This window comes from Haloterrigena salifodinae (assembly GCF_003977755.1).
Taxonomy (GTDB): Archaea; Halobacteriota; Halobacteria; order Halobacteriales; family Natrialbaceae; genus Haloterrigena; species Haloterrigena salifodinae.
The window spans coordinates 57790-75446 of the sequence record NZ_RQWN01000007.1 but is presented as its reverse complement, the minus strand read 5'-3'; the positions used below and the strand labels follow the sequence as shown (position 1 = coordinate 75446).

Here is a 17657-nt window from a genome sequence, read left to right as displayed (position 1 = left end):
TTGGCGACCGTGTTACTATTCTCCTACCAACACAATTAATATCAATTCCTGAGAACGGATCGACGTTCAATGGGTGCAATTCGGGTAGACGGGCTGGGGAAGTCCTACGGAGCCGTCGAGGCGGTGGCCGACATGAGTTTCACCGTCGAGCGCGGGGAGTTGTACGGGTTTCTCGGCCCCAACGGCGCGGGCAAGACGACCACGATCAGAACGCTGACGGGCCAGATTCAGCCGGACGCGGGGACGGTTCGTGTTCTCGAGACCGATCCGGCGACCGAACCGATCGAAACCAGGGAGCGAGTCGGGATCCTGCCGGAGCAACAGTCGCCGCCGAGCTTCCTCACGCCGCGGGAGTACCTCGAGTTCGTCGGGGACGTTCGCGGCCTCGATTCCGACCGAGTCGCCGAGCGGACGGCCGACTGGGCCCGGCGGCTCGGCTTCGAGAACAAACTCGACACGCTTCACACGGACCTCTCGCGGGGCCAACAGCAGAAGGTGATGATCACGCAGGCGTTCCTCCACGAGCCCGACGTGGTCTTCATCGACGAGCCGCTGGCGAACCTCGATCCACTGGTCCAGGAGCAGGTCAAGCGCTTCCTCGTCTCCTACGCCGCCGGCGACAACGCCGTCTTCGTCTCGACGCACAACATCGACGTCGCCGAGGAGATCTGTACGCGGGTCGGCATCGTCGCCGACGGTCAAATCGTGACCGAGCGGTCGCTCACCGGAGACGGCGACGGTGTGGGTGGCGAGACCGGCAACGACGAATCGCTCCTCGAGGTGTTCCTCGAGCGCGTCGAGAGCGAGGACGCTCGAGACCTGCCCTCGCTCGAGCAGATCGACGCATGAGCGGGGCGACGACCGACCGATCGGGACCCTCGACGCGGCGGCTGCTGGGCGTGCTCTTCCGCGAGGAGTGGCGGCTGCACACCCAGCTGTTCGGCGGCTGGCGGTTCGCGCTCTTCCCGGGGGTCATCGCCGCCCTCGCGGTGGGGGCGACGGTCGCCCTACGGGAGACGGGGACCGCGGACGGGACGATTCTGACGGGGCTTCACGTCCTCGCGCTCGGCTTCGGTCTCTACAGCGGGACCGCCGGGTTTGCGGGTTCCGACATGCTCGAGAACGTGTTCGGCGAACTCTCGCTGATCCTCTCGTCGTCAACGACGCTTCCGCTGTCCCGGCGGCGCCTGCTGGGCGTTTTCCTGTTGAAGGACGCGCTGTTCTATGCGGTCGCGTTCGTCCTGCCGATGGCGCTTTCGAACGCCGTACTGGTCGACCGTCTCGCAGCGGCGCCGGCCGCGGTGGGGGCGCTGTGGCTCTCGCTGTCGCTGGCGTTCGCCGCCGGGATGGCTCTGACTGTCGCGCTGATCGCGGTCCGGACCCGCGACGTGCCGACGTGGGCTATCGCCGGCGCGATCGTCGTCGTCGCCGGCGCGGCGTGGCTGACGGGAACCGGCGGGGCCGTCTGGAACGCGTTCGTGCCGATCGAGGGGGGACCAGCCAGTGTGCTCAGACTGGCGGTCGGAACCGGAGTCGTCGGCGCGGCGTCGCTCGCCCTGTACGATCCGACCTACGGCCGGCCGTCGCGGACCGCCAGCGATCGGTTCGCCCGCCTCAGCGACGCGCTTCCCGTGGAGGCGATCGGCGCCGACAGCGCGCTCGTCTCGAAAACACTGCTCGATCTGGCCCGGTCGTCCGGCGGCGTCATGAAACCGTTCGTCTCCGCGGCCATCCTGCTGGCGCTGGTGGCCGCGCTCGTCGGCGTCGTCGACTCGATCACCGGGATCGCGCCGGCGCCGGGCATCTTCTTCGGCGGCGTGCTGGGACTGACCGCGTTTACGACGTACAACTGGCTGACCCAGTTCGACTCGCTCGAGGCCTACCTCGCCTACCCCGTCTCGATCGACGACGTCTTCCGGGCGAAACGGGTCGCGTTCGTCCTCGTCGGCGCACCGACGGTCGCGGTGCCGTACCTCGCGGCCGTGATCTGGTTCGAAGCGACGCTCGTCGACGCGGTCGTCGGCGCGATCCTGCTGGCGGGCTACGCGCTGTACTACTACGGGCTGACCGTCTACATCGCCGGCTTCGATCCCAACGAGTTCCTCTTCGACGCCGTGCGGTTCTCGCTGTTCACGCTCGGGGTGGGGGTCGCGCTCGTTCCAACGCTGGTGACCGGGTTCGTCGTGGTGCCGCCCACTGGGAGCGTTGCGGTGGCACTGGGGGTGGCCGGAATCGGGTTCGGTGTTGTTGGGATGGTGCTCTCGAGTCGTGCCGGACCGCGGTGGGAGCAGCGGTCTCGAAACGAATAGCGGAATTATTGGTTCGAACTCGTCGATAAGACACTCCACCGTTGCACGTGAAGACCGGCAGTTTAGACCATTAGAGCCGCCAAAATAGATATCAAACGCGAGGTGGGAAACGTTTGAATGGGTGGTGTGTGGTGAATCCTACTCCGACTATTTCGACGGTTACACGAGCCCCTGCTCCTCCGCGGTTTCCCAGAGTGAGTCGAGGTTCAGACTACCGCTCAAATGCAAATTGTCCAGTGTCGAAAGCGCACCATCGATCGAAACATCGACCTGATATTCGTAGTATATCCCACCACTCCTGCCTTCGTTACGCTTCGTTCGATCGAGAATCCCGAGCATCGAGAGTTCGGCTAAGTGATTGTGAAACGCCCTGCCGCCGAGAGGATCACGGTCGGTCGCGACCGCGAGATCGGTATACTGTTCGTAAAGTCGTTGCTTTTGAAATGGCACTTCAGACGGTTCCGCAATCGTCGATGCGACTACAGCCAAGAGTGTGAGATGTCCGTGAGAGGTCAACTCTTTCATGCTCTCTTCGATCCGCTGCTTTTCCAGCAACTGTTTCGCCTCGCGAACGTGATCTTCTGTAACGATAGAATCGTTTCGTCGACGGGCTAGATCACCCGCCTCGAGAAGGAGGTCAAGTCCTTGACGGGCACTTCCCTTATCTTGCGCGGCAAACGCTGCACACAACGGAACAACATCTTCCTCGAGAATGCCGTCTTTGAACGCTAACGTTGCACGTCGTTCGAGAATGTTCTGGAGTTCGTTCGCGTCATATGGCGGGAAGTGTAGTTCGCGTTCACACAGCGTGTCTTCGACGCGCGGATCGAGTTTCTCTCGATATTTGAAATCGTTGCTGATCCCGATAATCCCGATTCGAGCGCGTTCTATTTTCTCGTTACTGCGAGCACGCGGAAGTTGATAGAGGATCGAATCGTCGTCGCCAATGTAATCGACTTCGTCTAAAACGATCAAAATCGTCCCACCGATTCGGTCGAGTTCCGTCCACAGCTTTTCGTAGACCGCGTTCAACGGATACCCAGTTCGACTGATTTGATCAGACGGATCCCGTAAGGTATTGACGAGTGCAACGGCCACGCGATAGCTACTAGTCAGATCCTCGCAGTTGAGATAGACAGTGGTGACTGAGAGGTCATCGTACTGTTTTGCGTCCTCCTCGAGATGGTGAAGAAGATATTTCGTCGCCGCTGTCTTGCCGACACCAGTCTTCCCGTAGAGGAAAATATTTCGAGGCTGTGAACCGTTGATGACAGGCTGTAGGTACGCGGTGTATTGCTCGATTTCGTCGTCGCGTTCCTCGAGCGATTCGGGCTGATAATCGTCGTGCAAGACGTTTTCATCCTCGAAAATAGCTTCGGACCGCTCGAAGAGCGTCATTATATGTTAGCTATTTTACTGCCCAATAAAACAATTGGTTCGAACGTTGCAAACGGTTCATTCGTTACTGTCGATTGAGGACAGAGACACACCACCCATTCAATCGTTAGAGTGCGATAGAGCAGCCCCTCAAATAATATAGCATATAGTATAGAAAATATTTATGTAGTCTGGGGAAAATAGAATCCGTAGTGCTAGTTCTTTGAGAACGTTTGAATTGGTGGTATGTTATTCGACTAGGCTATCCATCGAGGAGAAAAGAGGGCAAAATGGCAGATAGTCACTCTGCTCTTCCGTATTACGTTTGAATTGGTGGTGGGTGGGGTTCGATGATTATGCCGGTTTTCGAGTGATAACGAATGAATGGGTGGTGTGTCTCCGTCCCCAATCAAAACCGAGAGCTCTCGGGACATCCGAGGATATGACTTCCGCACTCCTCACTCGGCTACCGAAAGAATCTGCCTGTGGGATCGAGCGTCACGCGGTCGGTCGCGGAACCGGGATACGTCGAATCGATAGGACGATAGGCCATCGAGCGTGAGTAGGGATCAACGCGAATGACCAGAACGCTGCTCGTCGCCGGGACCGCGAGCCACGTCGGCAAGTCGACGGTCGCCGCCGGACTCTGTCGACTGCTCGCCGATCGGGGCGTTTCGGTCGCCCCGTTCAAGGGACAGAACATGAGCAACAACGCTCGAGTGGTCGTTCGACCCGAAGCAGCGGCCGGCGACGACCGAAGCGACACCGACGAGAGCGACGAACCAGACGTCGACAAGTGGGGCGAGATCGGCGTCTCCCAGTTCGTCCAGGCTCGAGCGGCTCGAGTCACGCCCACGACCGACTGTAATCCCGTCCTGCTCAAACCCCGCGGCGACGGGGAGAGCCAACTGGTCCTGCAGGGACGGGCCCACGAACACGTCCCGGCCGGCCGGTACTACGAGGAGTTCTGGGACGAGGCCCGCGAGGCCGCCGAGGAGTCCTACCGGCGACTCGCGGCCGACCACGACGTGATCGTGGCGGAGGGCGCCGGCAGCATCGGCGAGATCAACCTCCACGATCGGGACCTCGCGAACGTCGAAACTGCGCAGTTCGCCGACGCCGACATCCTCCTGCTGGTCGACATCGAGCGCGGCGGGGCCTTCGCCAGCCTCTACGGCACCATCGAGCTCCTGCCGGACTCGCTACGCGAGCGGGTCGTCGGCGCGGTCATCACCAAGTTCCGCGGCGACCGGTCGCTGCTCGAGCCCGGTATCGAGGAGATCGAGTCAAAGACGGGCGTGCCGATCCTGGGCGTCCTCCCGTACGACGATCCCGGCCTGCCCGAGGAGGACAGCGTCGGCCTCCCGTCGAAAAGCGAGCGCGGCGTGCTGGGCGACGACGACGGTGTTCCCGACGAACGCCGACTCACGGTCGCCGTCCCCCGTCTCCCCCGAATTTCGAACGCGACGGACCTCGAGGCGCTGGCCGCGGCGCCGGGCGTCTCGGTCGCGTTCGTGCCGGTCGACGCGGAATTGGCGACTGAAGAGCGGGCGACAGCCAGTACTGATCCCCTCGCAGCCGTCGACGCCGACGCGATCGTCCTCCCGGGAACCAAGAACACGGTCGACGACCTGCTGGCGCTCCACGAGGCCGGCTTCGCCGACGCGCTCGCGGCGTTCGACGGGCCGATCGTCGGCGTCTGCGGCGGCTACCAGCTACTCGGGGAACGGATTACGAACGCGGATCTCGAGGGGACCGGCGACGACGCCGTCGTCGAGGGACTCGGGCTGTTGCCGGTCGAGACGCGGTTCGAGGGGACCAAGCGCGTCGAGCAGACGACGGTCCCCGTCGACGGGTCAGCGTCGCCGCTGCTTTCCGGCGCCGACGGCACCGCGTCGGGCTACGAGATCCACGCCGGACGGACGCGTGTGCTCGAGGAGAAAGCCCAAGAAATCGTCCGACCGCTCGGCGACTCGAGCGCGGCCCACGGACGGGTGCTCGGGACGTACCTCCACGGCCTGTTCGACAACGAGGCGGTCCGAACGGCGTTTCTCGAGGCTGTCGCGTCGGAGGCGGGAGTGGATCGCCCGCGTCGCAACGGTGAGACGGCCGGATCGACACCGTACGACCGCGCCGCGGAACTGGTCGGCGAACACGTCGATCTCGAGGCGCTCGGTCCGCCGTTCGATTCGTGAGTTCGAGTCGCGGGCGATCGAGCGAATCGCTACGGGCGACAGGACGGAGTCGGCACAACGACGGCTTCGCGTCGGGTTACGTCGGCTCCGAACGGTAGGTTCCGAGCAGTTCTTCGAGGATGATACACTCCTGATCGGTCGACTCGTAGTGGGTGTCGATGAACCGCTCGGCGGCCTCGTAGTCGCCTCGAAGCCCGTGTTTACGAACGGTGATCACGGCGTCGAGGAAGAAGGTTCCACCGTCGGCACCCAGCGCCTTCGCGTGATCCTCCTCGGAGATGTCGAGTTCGGTCTTGATCTCGTCGAAGTTGAACGTCTTCACCTCGTGATCGTTGTTGAGCAGCGTGAGGACGTACTCCGCGGAGAAGCGGTAGAACTCGGATTTGCTCTCGAACATACCGTCGTCGACCAGTTCGTCGATCGTCTCGACGACCTCGTCTGGGTACCTGACGGTATCTTTGGCCATACCGTTACGGTGTTCGCTGCGGGCTAATGATTGTTTCGAAGAATTGTACGTCCCGTTACAAGAATCGGCGACAGACTCGGCGTTCGTATCGAATCTCGAAACGGGACGAACGTTAAAGGACGCGGGACGGATCCCTCCACACGAACAGCTGTGATCGACGTGTCCCTCGGGTTCCTCCTCAGTTCCCTCCCTTGGTGGTTAGCGGCGCCGTTGATCCAGATCGCGGTGCTCGTCGTCGGCATGGCGTTAGACGAGACGTACGTCAACCGGACGACGATCCTGATGGGGGCGCTGGCGACGCACATCCACATCTTCGTCGCCGGCGAAGCCGGCCTGCTGGTCTCCATCTACGCCGACGCGGGACTGGCCGTCGGCGCCTACGGGCTGTATGCCTACGTCATCGACGGCTACGTCGCCACCTGGTTTCGACTGCTCGCCTACTACGTCTACTCGCCGCTATCGGTCTTTCTCGTCATCCTGACCGCCGGCCCCACCCTGATCGGCGTCGAACCGCTGGTCGTCCTCGCGCTGGCCGGGGCGGGGTACGCCAACTTCCAGTTCCGCGAGTACCTCCGGCCCGATCAGCCCTTCTACTTCGGTCCGCGAACCCAGGAGGAGTTCGACGCCATCCTCGAGACCGAAATCGGTGCGGGATCGCCGGCTGACGACAACGCTCCCGGTGCTGAAACCGCTGGTGGCGGCGTCGCCGATCCCGAGGCAGCCGCCGGCGGAGCGGAAACGGGAGCGGCCGCGGAAACCGCCTCGAGTCCCGCCGGACCGAACACCGCCGGGCAGTCGGCGTCCGGACAGAACGCAACCGGGCAGCAGACGGCCGGCCAAGGGGGAACGAGCGCCAACGTGTTCGACGATTCCGAGTCCGCCGAAGACGGGGCGGAGTTCGACCACCCGGGTGCCGAACCGGCCGCCGCGTCCGACTCGAGCGAGCGCGGGATCCTGCCGAAGTTCATGCGCCGACTCTAATCGGGTCGAGGGGGTTTTTGCTGAGTCGGGAAGACAGCGGATCTACGCAGCAGACGCGTTCTAAACGTGTAGTTCCGGGTTTACACCGTTTAGAATGTGTGCACTGTTTAGAATGTGTAGACGGTGTTCATGCCAGCGGTACTTCATTACGGGAGGACGGGTGAACGGTCCGAGGCGGCCCGTCGGCAGCGAACTATCGTCGAGCGACGGAGAGGAGAACAACTCCGTCTAGACACCAATCGCGGCGGCCATCGAACGCGGCGGTTGCTGTGCGGACGTCGTAACCGATCAGGATATCCAGTACCAGTACGCTTTTATTCCGCGCAAATCTTTTCCTGAAGTGACGCTTTCAGGCGGTCACGAAATCCGCGTTCCAACATCAAATGTCCCCCGAGATCCGTTCCGGTCCGATCGTACACATCTCGGCGTCTCACTCGGAGTCGCTCCAGGGACGGCTTTGCGAAGCATCTCCGGCCGGCGTTCGATCGATCACGCCAGCGGCCCTCGAGGACAATCTTGAGTCAGTCTTCGACGGGGAAAGCGAGTCCGACGCGGAGCCGTCGGTTCCCGCCGGGATCGTCCTCGAACTCGAGCGTCCCAAACGGGTGCGGACCGCCCTCGAACGGCTGTTCGAGGCGTGGCCGAACCCGCCGACGATCGTCGCCCCGCCGACCGGCGGTGAGACGCTCGCGGCGGCGGCGCTTCGGGGCGGCGCCGACGAGTACGCGCCCCTCGACGGCGACGGGGACCCGGTCCAGCGGATCGTCGATGCGATCCGTACGTTCGGCAGGGCAGTCAACGCCGGCGAGACCGCCGGCGAACCGACGTCCGCCACGGCGGCGAACGGTGCAGGCCCGGCGGTCGGCGTCTCCGCAGCCCCGGTCGAGAGTCAGCCGTCGACGGAATCGACCGGCGAGTACCACCGCATCCTGGCGAACGAGTTGCCCGACGAGGCCTTCGTCATCGCCGCCGACGGCACCTACCTCGAGGCGAAGATCCGGCCCGACGCCGCCGATCTCTACACGACGACGGCCGACGAACTGCCTGGGAAGAACCTCACGGAAGTGTTTCCCGACGACAGGGCCGCGGAGTTGCAGGCGTGTGTCGATCGAACGCTCCGGACCGGCGACGTCCAGTCGATCGAGTACGAGGCGAGAACGACCGACGGCTGCCGACGGTACGAGGGGCGGGTCGTCCCGATCGACGAACCGATCGACGGCCGGAACGCCGTCGTCTGGCTCGCCAGGGACATTACCGAGCGGATGCAGCGGGAGCGGGAGCTGCGATCGCGACGGGACGAACTCGAGACGCTCAACAGGATCAGCGCGGTCGTCGGGCGGGTGATCGATACGCTGGTCGAGGCACCCTCCCGGGAGGCCATCGAACGGGAGGTCTGCGACCAGCTCGTCGAGTCGGAGCTGTACTGCGGGGCCTGGATCACCGAGCGGACGGGCGAGGGGACCCTCGCCTTCCGAACCGGCGCCGGCGACGTGGACGCGTACCTCGACCGCGCGACGGAACTCGAGGAGGGCCACGCGTGTCTGGTCCAGCAGGCCGTCGAGACCGGCAGGATCCAAACGGAGACGAACATTCCGACGAGCGATTCGATACCCGAACCGCTTCGGGCTGCCGCCCGGGCGGACGGCGTCCGGTCCGCGATCGTCGCTCCGATCAGTCACAACGACTCGGTCTACGGCGTGCTGACAGTCCTCGCGGGCCGCGAAGACGCCTTCGGAGAGAGCGAGCGATCCGGATTCGGCCTGCTCGGCGAGACGATCGGCTTTACGATCATGGCCGTCAAGAACCGCCAGCTGCTGTTTTCCGACACGGTCGTCGAACTCGAGTTCCGAATCGACGGCGGCGATACCTTCTCGTTCGACCTCACCGAGCGGTACGACTGTACCGTCTCGCTCGAGTGGGCCGGGACGACGACGGACGGCCGTACCGTCCAGTACGTCACGATCGACGGCCTCGACGGCGAGACCGTCCTCGAGGAGGCCGAGGCACATCCGTCGATCGAGAACTGTCGGCTCATTCACGACGGCGGCGAGAACTGCTCGATCGAGATTCGCCTCACGAAGTCGGGGGTCCAGACGCTCGCGAACCACGGCGCGACGTTCCGCGAGGTCACCGTCGAAGACGGCGTCGGAACCTGTCTGATCGAGGTCTCGCAGGACGCGAACGTCCGCGAGATCGCGAAGGCGTTGACGGTGATCTACGAGAACACCGAACTCGCCGCGCGCCGCGAGATCGACCGCCCGGTTCGAACCGCCGCCCAGCGGCGGGATCGCATCTTCGACCAACTGACCGATCGACAGCTGACGACGCTGCGACTCGCCTACTACAGCGGCTTCTTCGAGTGGCCCCGCGAGAGCACCGGCGAGGAAATCGCCGAGGCGATGGACGTCTCGCCGCCGACGATGCACCAGCATCTCCGGAAGGGGATGAAGGCGGTCCTCGAGGAGTTCTTCGAAGCCAGCGGCGGCCCGCAGCCGTCCTGAGCGGCGGCGGTTGACCGGCGGCACCGCTGAGCAAGCACGCGACGGTTCCGATCCCGAGCGCTCAGCGGTGCCGATCGTCGATCGATCGCCGCCATTCGTTCACCGGAAACCCGGTGTGTCGAACCGAAAGCCGATCTTGCTATCAAGCCCGTCGGGACGGAGCGGAGAGACGGCATAGCGGGTCGTCACTCGACTGCGGACACTGCCCGGCCGTCGACGCGCTCGTTGCTCCCGACTCCCGCCGAACGTCGATGCGAATACGTCACGAACGCCGATACTCACGAGATGTTAAAAGAGGGCTATATGAACCCGAGCGACAATGCGAACGCGTCGATCCCCTCCGACTACGATGGGAACGACGAGTATTCCGGCGGCGAGCGGCCGCCGCTCGGGGGAGGGTACACGGACATGATGCCGGACGTACCGGTCAAGGGCCTCTACGAGGGATCGAACGGTCGCTACTACACCCACTGGCAGCTCAGGTGGCGGCTTCGAACCGACCGCTGGACGCCGTGCATGCGACAGCGCGATCCGGACCGACGGCTGGTGGAAACGAGCGACGGCTCGTTGCTGTTGCTGACGCCGACCGACAACCTTCCCGCGTGGATCGAGCTCCGAATCGACGACCGCGGCGCTCGCGTCGTCGACACGCGGCGGCCGGTCCCGAACGGTTCGCTGCCGAAGTAGTCGCCGCTGATTGTGACAGCTGCGGCGGGCCGCCGATAAGCGGCGAATATGTGAACCGATAGGAACTGGCCGTCGGCCGCGAGAGCCGTCGGTGTGAAGCGACGCGCGTTTCTCGGGGCCGTCGGCTCGCTCACCTCGGTCGGCACGCTCGCGTATACGACGCGAGAGCCGGTCGAAGCCCTCGATATCCGCGTCTGGCTCTCGAGCGGCGCCGCGGAGTACGACGGCGTCGCCGAGCGGCTTCGGGAGTACCTCGAGCGGATCTTCAATCTCGAATACTGGACGCTCGACCTCTCGATCGGCGGCACCGTCGACGTCTCGACCGAAAACGGGGCGCGCGTCACGAGCCACGGGGAGTGGCCGCTGACGCTCGCGGCGGGCGCGGTGGGAGCGCCCGCGGTCACCCCCGTCGCCGACGTCAACCTGCTCGTCACGGACGGCCAGATGCGACGGACGCCGACCGGGTACGGGCTCCCGCACGTCGCGTCGGTCGGCGGCGCCCGGCACCTCGCCTCGCTCGCGTCGTTCGACGATCTGCTCTCGACGCCGGCGGCGGACGCCGAGCGAGTTATCGTGCCGAACGAGCCGGCGACGCGCTCAATACAGGTGCTCGTCCACGAGATCGGCCATGCGCTCGGACTGGATCACGAACACGGTGTCTCCTTCCGGCACGGCGGCGCGATCGTCGCGACGCCGATGGTGAGCAGTTACGCCTGGAACGGCGACGCCGACGTCGAACGCTCGGCGTGCGGGCGTCCATATCCGGAGCCGGCGGATCGACCGCGAAAACTCAGTCTGGAATTATCCGCGTGCGCGCGACGCGAACTCGCCGCGTACAGCGGCAGCGGACTCGGATAAGCGAGGAGAGCAGCGGAACGCGGGAGCCGAAAAGACAGCTCCGACCGGCCTCGAGATCGGCCCATCGGCGCTATCGGTGGCCGGCCGGCGACACAACGTCACGCTACTCGCAGCTTTGCGGCGGATCGTCCGAACGGACCGAGGCAGAAACGGATTACTCGTCGTCGTCGCTCTCGTCCTCGCCGCGGACGAAACTCGCCTGTAGGTCGCCGTTGTCGTCGACTCCGCCGGCGCTGGGCCCTTCGATGAGCGACTCGAAGTCGTCAACCTCGTCGTACTGGTCGCGATAGACGAGCGCCGCCTTGCCCGCCGACGTAACCTCGTACAGTCCAGACCGCTCGGCCGGGCCGATCTTGCGAACCAGCCCGTAATCTTCGAGTACCGGTAGCCGAGTATTGATGTTTTTGCGGCTCTTCCCCGTGTGTTCGGCGAGATTCGTTGCGACGTTCCGGCCTTTCTCCTCGAGCGCCTCAAGGATCAGGAAATCAGTAGGTTGACGCAGTTTCACTATCGTTCACTCTCGGTAGGAACTATATTTCCAGTGGTAACTAATACTTTCGGCTTGATCGATTGGGTTATACGTCAGGAAAGGTATTGAAAACGAGAGATAGCCTCGAATAATCGATCGGAGTCACTCAGTAGTGACCGGCTAAACGGTTTTCGTATCGGCGTCGCGACCGCCGGCGATCTCGAGATCGGCCGGCGGTAATCGGCCGGTGTAACCGGAGGACGCTGGCCGGTGTCGCCGTGGCAGCCAACGCGGACGGATGTGTTCTCGATATCACTTAAGACCCGGAGTAATCATTCGTCGACCCGTCGGCCGCAATCGCGGCTCCGGCCGACGCACTCGCTTGCGACCCGGTCCGTTCGAGCGTTTCGGTCGCGATCGATTCGAGCCACTCTAGGAACCGAGCGACGGCGTCGGGCGAGTCGAGCCGATAGGAGGCGGCCGACGGTTCGTCGCCGCCGACGCGAATCCCGATTCCGTCGGATTCGACGGTCCGGAACGCCGATTCGTCGGTCACGTCGTCGCCGATATAGATCGGAACGGCTCCCGGCGGCATATCAGCCGCGATCAACGCAACCGCGTTCCCCTTTCCCCACGGGATCGACGGTCCGATCTCGAGGATGCGCTTCCCGGAGGACACCTCGAGGGCGTCGCCGCCGAACCGGTCGACGACCGCGTGCGTCCGCCGCTGGACGATCGGCCGCATCGCCGGCGGCACGGATCGGTAGTGGACCGTCCCGGTCAATCGCTTGTTTTCGATTCGGGCGTTCGGGATCGGCTCGAGCACCGACCCGAGGATCCCGCACACCTCGTCGATGCGCGCGGCGCGTTTGCGCGCGACCGGGTGGACGGCGAGCGAGTCGTTTCGCTCGAGTTCGAGCCCGTGGTTTCCGGCGTAGATCGACGGGCCGTCGATTCGCTCGCGAACGTCGGCCAGCGCACGGCCGCTGACGATCGCCGTCGAGACCGCCGGATCGGCCGACAGCGACGCGACCGCCGCTTCGTTTTCTGCCGTCGGCGCCGCCGCGTCGGGGTCCTCGACGATCGGTGCGAGCGTGCCGTCGAAGTCCAGACAGCAACACAGCCTCGAGCCGGCGGCGAGCCGCGACCGGATCCGTTCCCGTGCCTCGTCAACCGGACGGGGAGGGGTTTCGTCCGACATCGATCACACTGTCGAAGGCGGTTCGTTCGTGTCCCCGTCCGAGCTCGACCGGGACTCCGATCGAGAGTCGCCGGCGCGGTCGGTGCTCCGGCCCGCGTCGGTATCCGAACCGGCGTCGGAACCGGGACCGCGATCGAGATCAGAATCGGAGCCGCGATCTCCGCCCTCGCGTCGCTTGTCGGCGTGGACCCGGCGAATCCAGTCGAACTGGGTCTCCATCCACCACTCGAGGTCGCCGTCGAAGACGCGGTTTCGGAGCGTGTTCATCCGGCGCTGTCGCTCGCGGGGCGCCATCGTGACCGCCGCCTCGAGTTGCGACGCGAAGCCGTCGACGTCGGTCGGATCGATCGTCAGCGCGTGGGACCCGAGCCGCTCGTGGGCCCCGGTTCCCTCGCTCAGGACGAGACTCCCGTCGCCGTCGACGCTCGCGGCGACGTACTCCTGGGCGACCAGGTTCATCCCGTCGACCAAGGGGCTCACGACCATCAAGTCAGCGCGGCGGTAGAGCCCGGACAGTTCCTCGTTCGAGAGGTAGTCTTCGGTGTAGACGATCGGCTCCCAGTCGTCGGTTCCGAACCGCCGGTTGATCCGCATCACTTCGCTCCTGACGAGGTCGCCGTGGCGCTGGTAGGCGTCGATGTCGGTCCGGGACGGCGTCGCCGTCTGGAGGAACGTAAACTCGCCGTGCCACCCCGGATTGCGCTCGAGGAGCCGTTCGATCGCGGCCAGCCGTTCGGGGATCCCCTTCGAGTAATCGAGGCGGTCGACGCCGAGCCCGATGACGTTCTCGCGGGAGATGTCGTAGCGGTCGAACAGCGACGAGAGCTGGTCTGAGTCGACCGCCCGCGCGTTCCCGTCGTGAGTCGGCGCGTCGACGCCCATGGGCGTCGCGACGATCCGCGTCGTCCCCCCGCCGTAGGCGACGGTTCGCTGGGTCCGATCGACGTCGGCCCCGGGTAGGTATCGCTCGACGCAGTCGAGGAACCGTTCGACATAGCGGTCGATGTGAAAGCCGAGCAGGTCGTTGCCGAGCAGGCCCTGGAGGATCGCCCGCCCGCCCGGGCAGTGCTGGAACGAGGCCGGCGTCGGCCACGGAATGTGCCAGAACTGGGCGACGGTCGTCGATCGGGGAACCGACTCCCGGATCATCCGCGGCGCGAGGCCAAAGTGATAGTCCTGGACCCAGACGATGGAGTCGGCCTCGGCGTGTTCGGCCACCGCATCGGCGAAGCGCTCGTTGACCGTCCGATACCACTCGAAATCGTTCGATCGGTTCTCGACGAGATCGACGAAGCCGTGACAGAGCGGCCAGAGCACGCGATTGCTGAACCCGTAGTAATATGAGTCGACGGCCTCCTCCGAGAGATCGATCCGCTGGAGGGTGTACGACTCGTCGCCCGGCGGCACCCCGATACAGCCGTCGTCGTCGGCGACGTCGAAGTCGGCCTCGCCGTCCCCCCAGGCGATCCAGGTCCCCTCGGAGGCCTGGACAACGGGATCGAGACCGGCCGTCAGGCCGCCCGTCGGCTCGTCGACCGTAATCGACGATGTACCGGTCGATCGGTCGCCGCCGCCACCGGAGTCTTCGGCCTCCGAATCGTACTCGTGGCGGTACGGCTGGCGGTTCGAAACGACGATTAGAGAACCGGGACAGACGGACCCGTCAGACCGCGAATCCGCAGTCGAACGGCCGTATCCGTCGGCCCGTAACTGACGATTGCTCGGATGCGTCGACGGCAACCGCGCATCGGTAAATCGCATTCGCTGCTATTGACAACCTCGTCGCGGGTCGGTCCGCGGCCTGCAACCGCATGGAAGCCATATACGAGCTACTACCTATCGATATCCGTTGACGGGCGCCGCACGGCGATTTCGGGCCGGTCGCGGCCGGTATCGATTTGCGTCGCTCCCCCATCTCGAGAGCGCCGATTCGAGACCGGGGTCGCCGTTCCGACCGAACGTTCTTTCCCCGGCCGACCGAATCCTCGCGTATGCGATCCCCGTTCGAACGCCGTCTCGAGGCGTGTCAACGCCGACTCGAGCGCACCGACGCCGCGCTGGCCGTCCTCGTTCCGGGTCCGAATCTCACCTACCTGACCGACTTCGAGGAATCGCCGTCGGAGCGACACCTGCTGCTGTTCGTCCCGCGGGTCGGCGATCCGGTCGTCGTCGCGCCGGCGATGTACGACGCCCAGCTCCGGACGCTGCCGATCGAAACGCTCGCGGTACGGCTGTGGGACGACGATGACGACCCTCTCGAGGAGATCGAGGCAGTGCTGGCGGAACTGCTGCCGGCTGCCGACGTAGACCCCGGCTCGTCGCGGGGCAACGACGCGCCGACGATCCTCGTCGACGACCGCATGTGGGCGACGTTCACGCAGGATCTGCGGGAATGTGCGCCGGCGGCGACGTTCGACCTCGCCAGTCGCGTGCTCGAGGACCTCCGGATCCGGAAGGGCGACGTCGAACTCGAGGCGCTCCGGCGGGCCGGAGAAATCGCGGATCGCGTCTCGCGGGAGATCCGTTCGCGCGGGACCGACCTGGTCGGGCGGACGGAGGCGGCGCTGGCGAGCGAGATCGAGCGGCTGCTCGCCGAGTACGGCGGCGGCGATCCGGCGTTCGAGACGATCGTCGCATCGGGATCGAACGGCGCACGACCCCACCACCACAGCGGCGACCGGGAGATCGAACGCGGCGATCCGATCGTGCTGGACTTCGGCGCGTTCGTCGACGCCGACCTCGAGGACGGAACCGGCCGCTACCCCGGCGACCAGACGCGAACGATCGTCGTCGGCGATGAGCCCGCGAACAAGTACGATCGGTACGAGCGGGTGCACGAAGTCGTCCGCGAGGCACAACGAGCCGCCGTCGAGGTCGTCGAGCCCGGCGTGACCGCCGGCGCGGTCGATCGGGCGGCGCGATCGGTCATCGAGGACGCGGGCTACGGCGACGAATTCGTCCATCGAACCGGTCACGGCGTCGGCCTCGAGGTCCACGAATCGCCCTACATCGTCGCGGACAACGACCGGGAACTCGAGCCCGGAATGGTCTTCTCCGTCGAACCGGGGATCTACCTCGAGGGCGAGTTCGGCGTCCGGATCGAGGACCTGGTCGTCGTCACCGAAGACGGCGCCGAGCGACTGAACGAGTCGCCGCGCGGCTGGGAGACCAGGGACAACGTTCAGTGAGCGCGGAGACACCGGGTTTCCGTTGAAAACACACCGCGTTTCCACTGAATCCGACGCAGTTGGCCATCGGGACCGACACCGGGTTTCCACTGAAACGGCCAGGAAGCCGGTCTGACTGCCGGCGGACGTCGGAGCGGCGCGAGGGGACGATTACGCGTCGTCGGTCTCGACGAGTACCTTCCGGACGACGTCCGGATCCTCGAGCAGTTGGTGTTCGGTGTAGCTTCCCTCGGCGCTGCCGCCGCTCTGGCGAGACTGCTCGATGATGTCGAGGAACGCGTGTTCCTTCAGGAGGTCGCGGACGCGACGCAGGGAGAGCGTGTCCGACCCCTCCTGACGACAGATCTCCTCGTAGACGTCGAAGATCCTGGTCGTCCGAAAGCCGTCCTCGTCGGGCGTGTTGAGCGCGAGAACTGCGAGGGCTTGCAGGACGTACCGGGAGTGGGGGGTCGACCCTCGGATGAGTTCCCGGAATCGGTCGGTCTCGGCCCGTTCGCGGGCCTGAACGACGTACTCCTCGCGAACCGTTTCGCTGCCGTTCGATTGGGCGATCTCGCCGGCGTAGCGGAGGATGTCGATCGCCTTCCGCGCGTCGCCGTGTTCCCGGGCCGCCAGCGCCGCAGCCCGGGGGATAACCGAGGGCTCGAGGACGCCGTCCTTGAACGCGTCGCTGCGAGCCTGCATGATGTCCCGGAGTTGGTTGGCGTCGTAGGGCGGGAAGACGAACTCCCGCTCGCAGAGGCTGGACTTGACCCGCTCGTCCATCCGGTCCTTGTACTTGATCTTGTTGCTGATCCCGATAACGCCGATCTTGCAGTTATCGAGTTTGCCGGCTTCGCCCGCGCGCGAGAGTTGCATGAGGATGTCGTCGTCGTCGAGCTTGTCGACCTCGTCTAAGATGATGAGGACGACCTCGTACTGGGAGTCCAGCACCGTCCAGAGGCGCTTGTAGTAGGTCGACGTGCTGAGTCCCTTGTCGGGGATCTTGATGTCGGTCCGTTCGGAATCGTTCAGCGAGTAGGCGATCGTCTGGACCGCCTGCGTCTCCGTGCTGTCCTGGGCGCAGTCGACGTAGGCGAACTCCGCGGTGACGCCTTCCTCCGTCGCGACGCGGACCAGCCGTTCGGAGATGTGTTTCGCACAGAGGGATTTGCCGGTACCCGTCTTCCCGTAGATGAGCAGGTTGCTCGGACTCTGTCCGAAGATCGCCGGGTTAACGGCGTTGGCGAGATCGGCGATCTCATCGTCCCGACCGACGATCCGCCCCTCCTCCGGGAGGTGGTTGATCTCGAGTAGCTCCTTGTTCTCGAAGATAGGGTCGTCACGGGTAAACAGGTCGTCGCCGGAACTCGACATGATCGTAGACACCACGTTTCCGGTGAAACGTCTTTATTGTTTGGACTCGAGGTGGGTTCATCGCTCAGG

At 64.7% G+C, this 17657-nt stretch carries 14 protein-coding genes; 8 read left to right on the top strand and 6 right to left on the bottom strand.

What is annotated here, in order from left to right:
* Positions 1-69 precede the first annotated feature (69 nt).
* A complete protein-coding gene (locus EH209_RS22490) occupies positions 70-849 on the top strand; it encodes an ABC transporter ATP-binding protein (protein WP_126665043.1) in 780 nt (259 codons plus the stop codon).
* Entirely contained in the window at positions 846-2309 is a 1464-nt protein-coding gene (locus EH209_RS22485) for a hypothetical protein (protein WP_126665042.1), read from the top strand. Before EH209_RS22490 ends, EH209_RS22485 begins: the two co-directional genes overlap by 4 nt.
* Before the next feature lie 159 nt (positions 2310-2468).
* Here the strand turns inward: EH209_RS22485 and EH209_RS22480 are convergent, their stop codons facing one another.
* A complete protein-coding gene (locus EH209_RS22480; RefSeq protein ID WP_126665041.1) occupies positions 2469-3707 on the bottom strand; it encodes an orc1/cdc6 family replication initiation protein in 1239 nt (412 codons plus the stop codon).
* A 557-nt stretch (positions 3708-4264) separates the two neighbouring features.
* On the opposite strand from EH209_RS22480, the gene EH209_RS22475 reads away from it, so the two are divergent.
* Entirely contained in the window at positions 4265-5881 is a 1617-nt protein-coding gene (locus tag EH209_RS22475) for a cobyric acid synthase (protein ID WP_126665040.1), read from the top strand.
* Between the two features lie 76 nt (positions 5882-5957).
* On the opposite strand, the gene EH209_RS22470 is transcribed toward EH209_RS22475, so the two are convergent.
* The gene (locus tag EH209_RS22470) at positions 5958-6347 is read right to left on the bottom strand and encodes a CopG family transcriptional regulator (protein WP_008895610.1); all 390 of its coding nucleotides are present in this window, start codon (positions 6345-6347) and stop codon (positions 5958-5960) included.
* Between the two features lie 150 nt (positions 6348-6497).
* Between EH209_RS22470 and EH209_RS22465 the strand changes: the two genes are divergently transcribed.
* The 4 genes from EH209_RS22465 (at position 6498) to EH209_RS22450 (ending at position 11374) form a co-directional block, all read left to right on the top strand.
* Positions 6498-7328 carry a hypothetical protein gene (locus tag EH209_RS22465; protein ID WP_126665039.1) on the top strand — a complete coding sequence of 277 codons (831 nt, stop codon included), beginning with the start codon at positions 6498-6500 and terminating at the stop codon, positions 7326-7328.
* 383 nt (positions 7329-7711) lie between these two features.
* Positions 7712-9829 (top strand): bacterio-opsin activator domain-containing protein, encoded by a 2118-nt coding sequence (locus EH209_RS22460; protein WP_126665038.1) that lies wholly within the window; start codon positions 7712-7714, stop codon positions 9827-9829.
* A 303-nt stretch (positions 9830-10132) separates the two neighbouring features.
* Positions 10133-10516: a hypothetical protein gene (locus EH209_RS22455; RefSeq protein WP_126665037.1), complete on the top strand. Its 384-nt coding sequence runs from the start codon at positions 10133-10135 to the stop codon at positions 10514-10516.
* A gap of 93 nt (positions 10517-10609) precedes the next feature.
* Entirely contained in the window at positions 10610-11374 is a 765-nt protein-coding gene (locus EH209_RS22450) for a peptidase M10A and M12B matrixin and adamalysin (RefSeq protein ID WP_126665036.1), read from the top strand.
* A 154-nt stretch (positions 11375-11528) separates the two neighbouring features.
* Here EH209_RS22450 and EH209_RS22445 read toward each other — a convergent pair whose 3' ends face one another.
* From EH209_RS22445 to EH209_RS22435, 3 genes are all read right to left on the bottom strand, one after another.
* On the bottom strand, positions 11529-11882 hold the full coding sequence (locus EH209_RS22445) for a winged helix-turn-helix domain-containing protein (protein WP_126665035.1): 354 nt from the start codon (positions 11880-11882) through the stop codon (positions 11529-11531).
* Between the two features lie 277 nt (positions 11883-12159).
* Positions 12160-13044, bottom strand: a complete 885-nt coding sequence (otsB, locus tag EH209_RS22440) for a trehalose-phosphatase (protein WP_126665034.1) — start codon at positions 13042-13044, stop codon at positions 12160-12162.
* Between the two features lie 3 nt (positions 13045-13047).
* The gene (locus tag EH209_RS22435) at positions 13048-14805 is read right to left on the bottom strand and encodes an alpha,alpha-trehalose-phosphate synthase (UDP-forming) (RefSeq protein ID WP_126665033.1); all 1758 of its coding nucleotides are present in this window, start codon (positions 14803-14805) and stop codon (positions 13048-13050) included.
* A 230-nt stretch (positions 14806-15035) separates the two neighbouring features.
* Between EH209_RS22435 and EH209_RS22430 the strand changes: the two genes are divergently transcribed.
* Positions 15036-16232 carry an aminopeptidase P family protein gene (locus EH209_RS22430; RefSeq protein ID WP_126665032.1) on the top strand — a complete coding sequence of 399 codons (1197 nt, stop codon included), beginning with the start codon at positions 15036-15038 and terminating at the stop codon, positions 16230-16232.
* A gap of 150 nt (positions 16233-16382) precedes the next feature.
* On the opposite strand, the gene EH209_RS22425 is transcribed toward EH209_RS22430, so the two are convergent.
* The gene (locus EH209_RS22425) at positions 16383-17588 is read right to left on the bottom strand and encodes a Cdc6/Cdc18 family protein (RefSeq protein ID WP_126665031.1); all 1206 of its coding nucleotides are present in this window, start codon (positions 17586-17588) and stop codon (positions 16383-16385) included.
* Between the last annotated feature and the right edge of the window lie 69 nt (positions 17589-17657).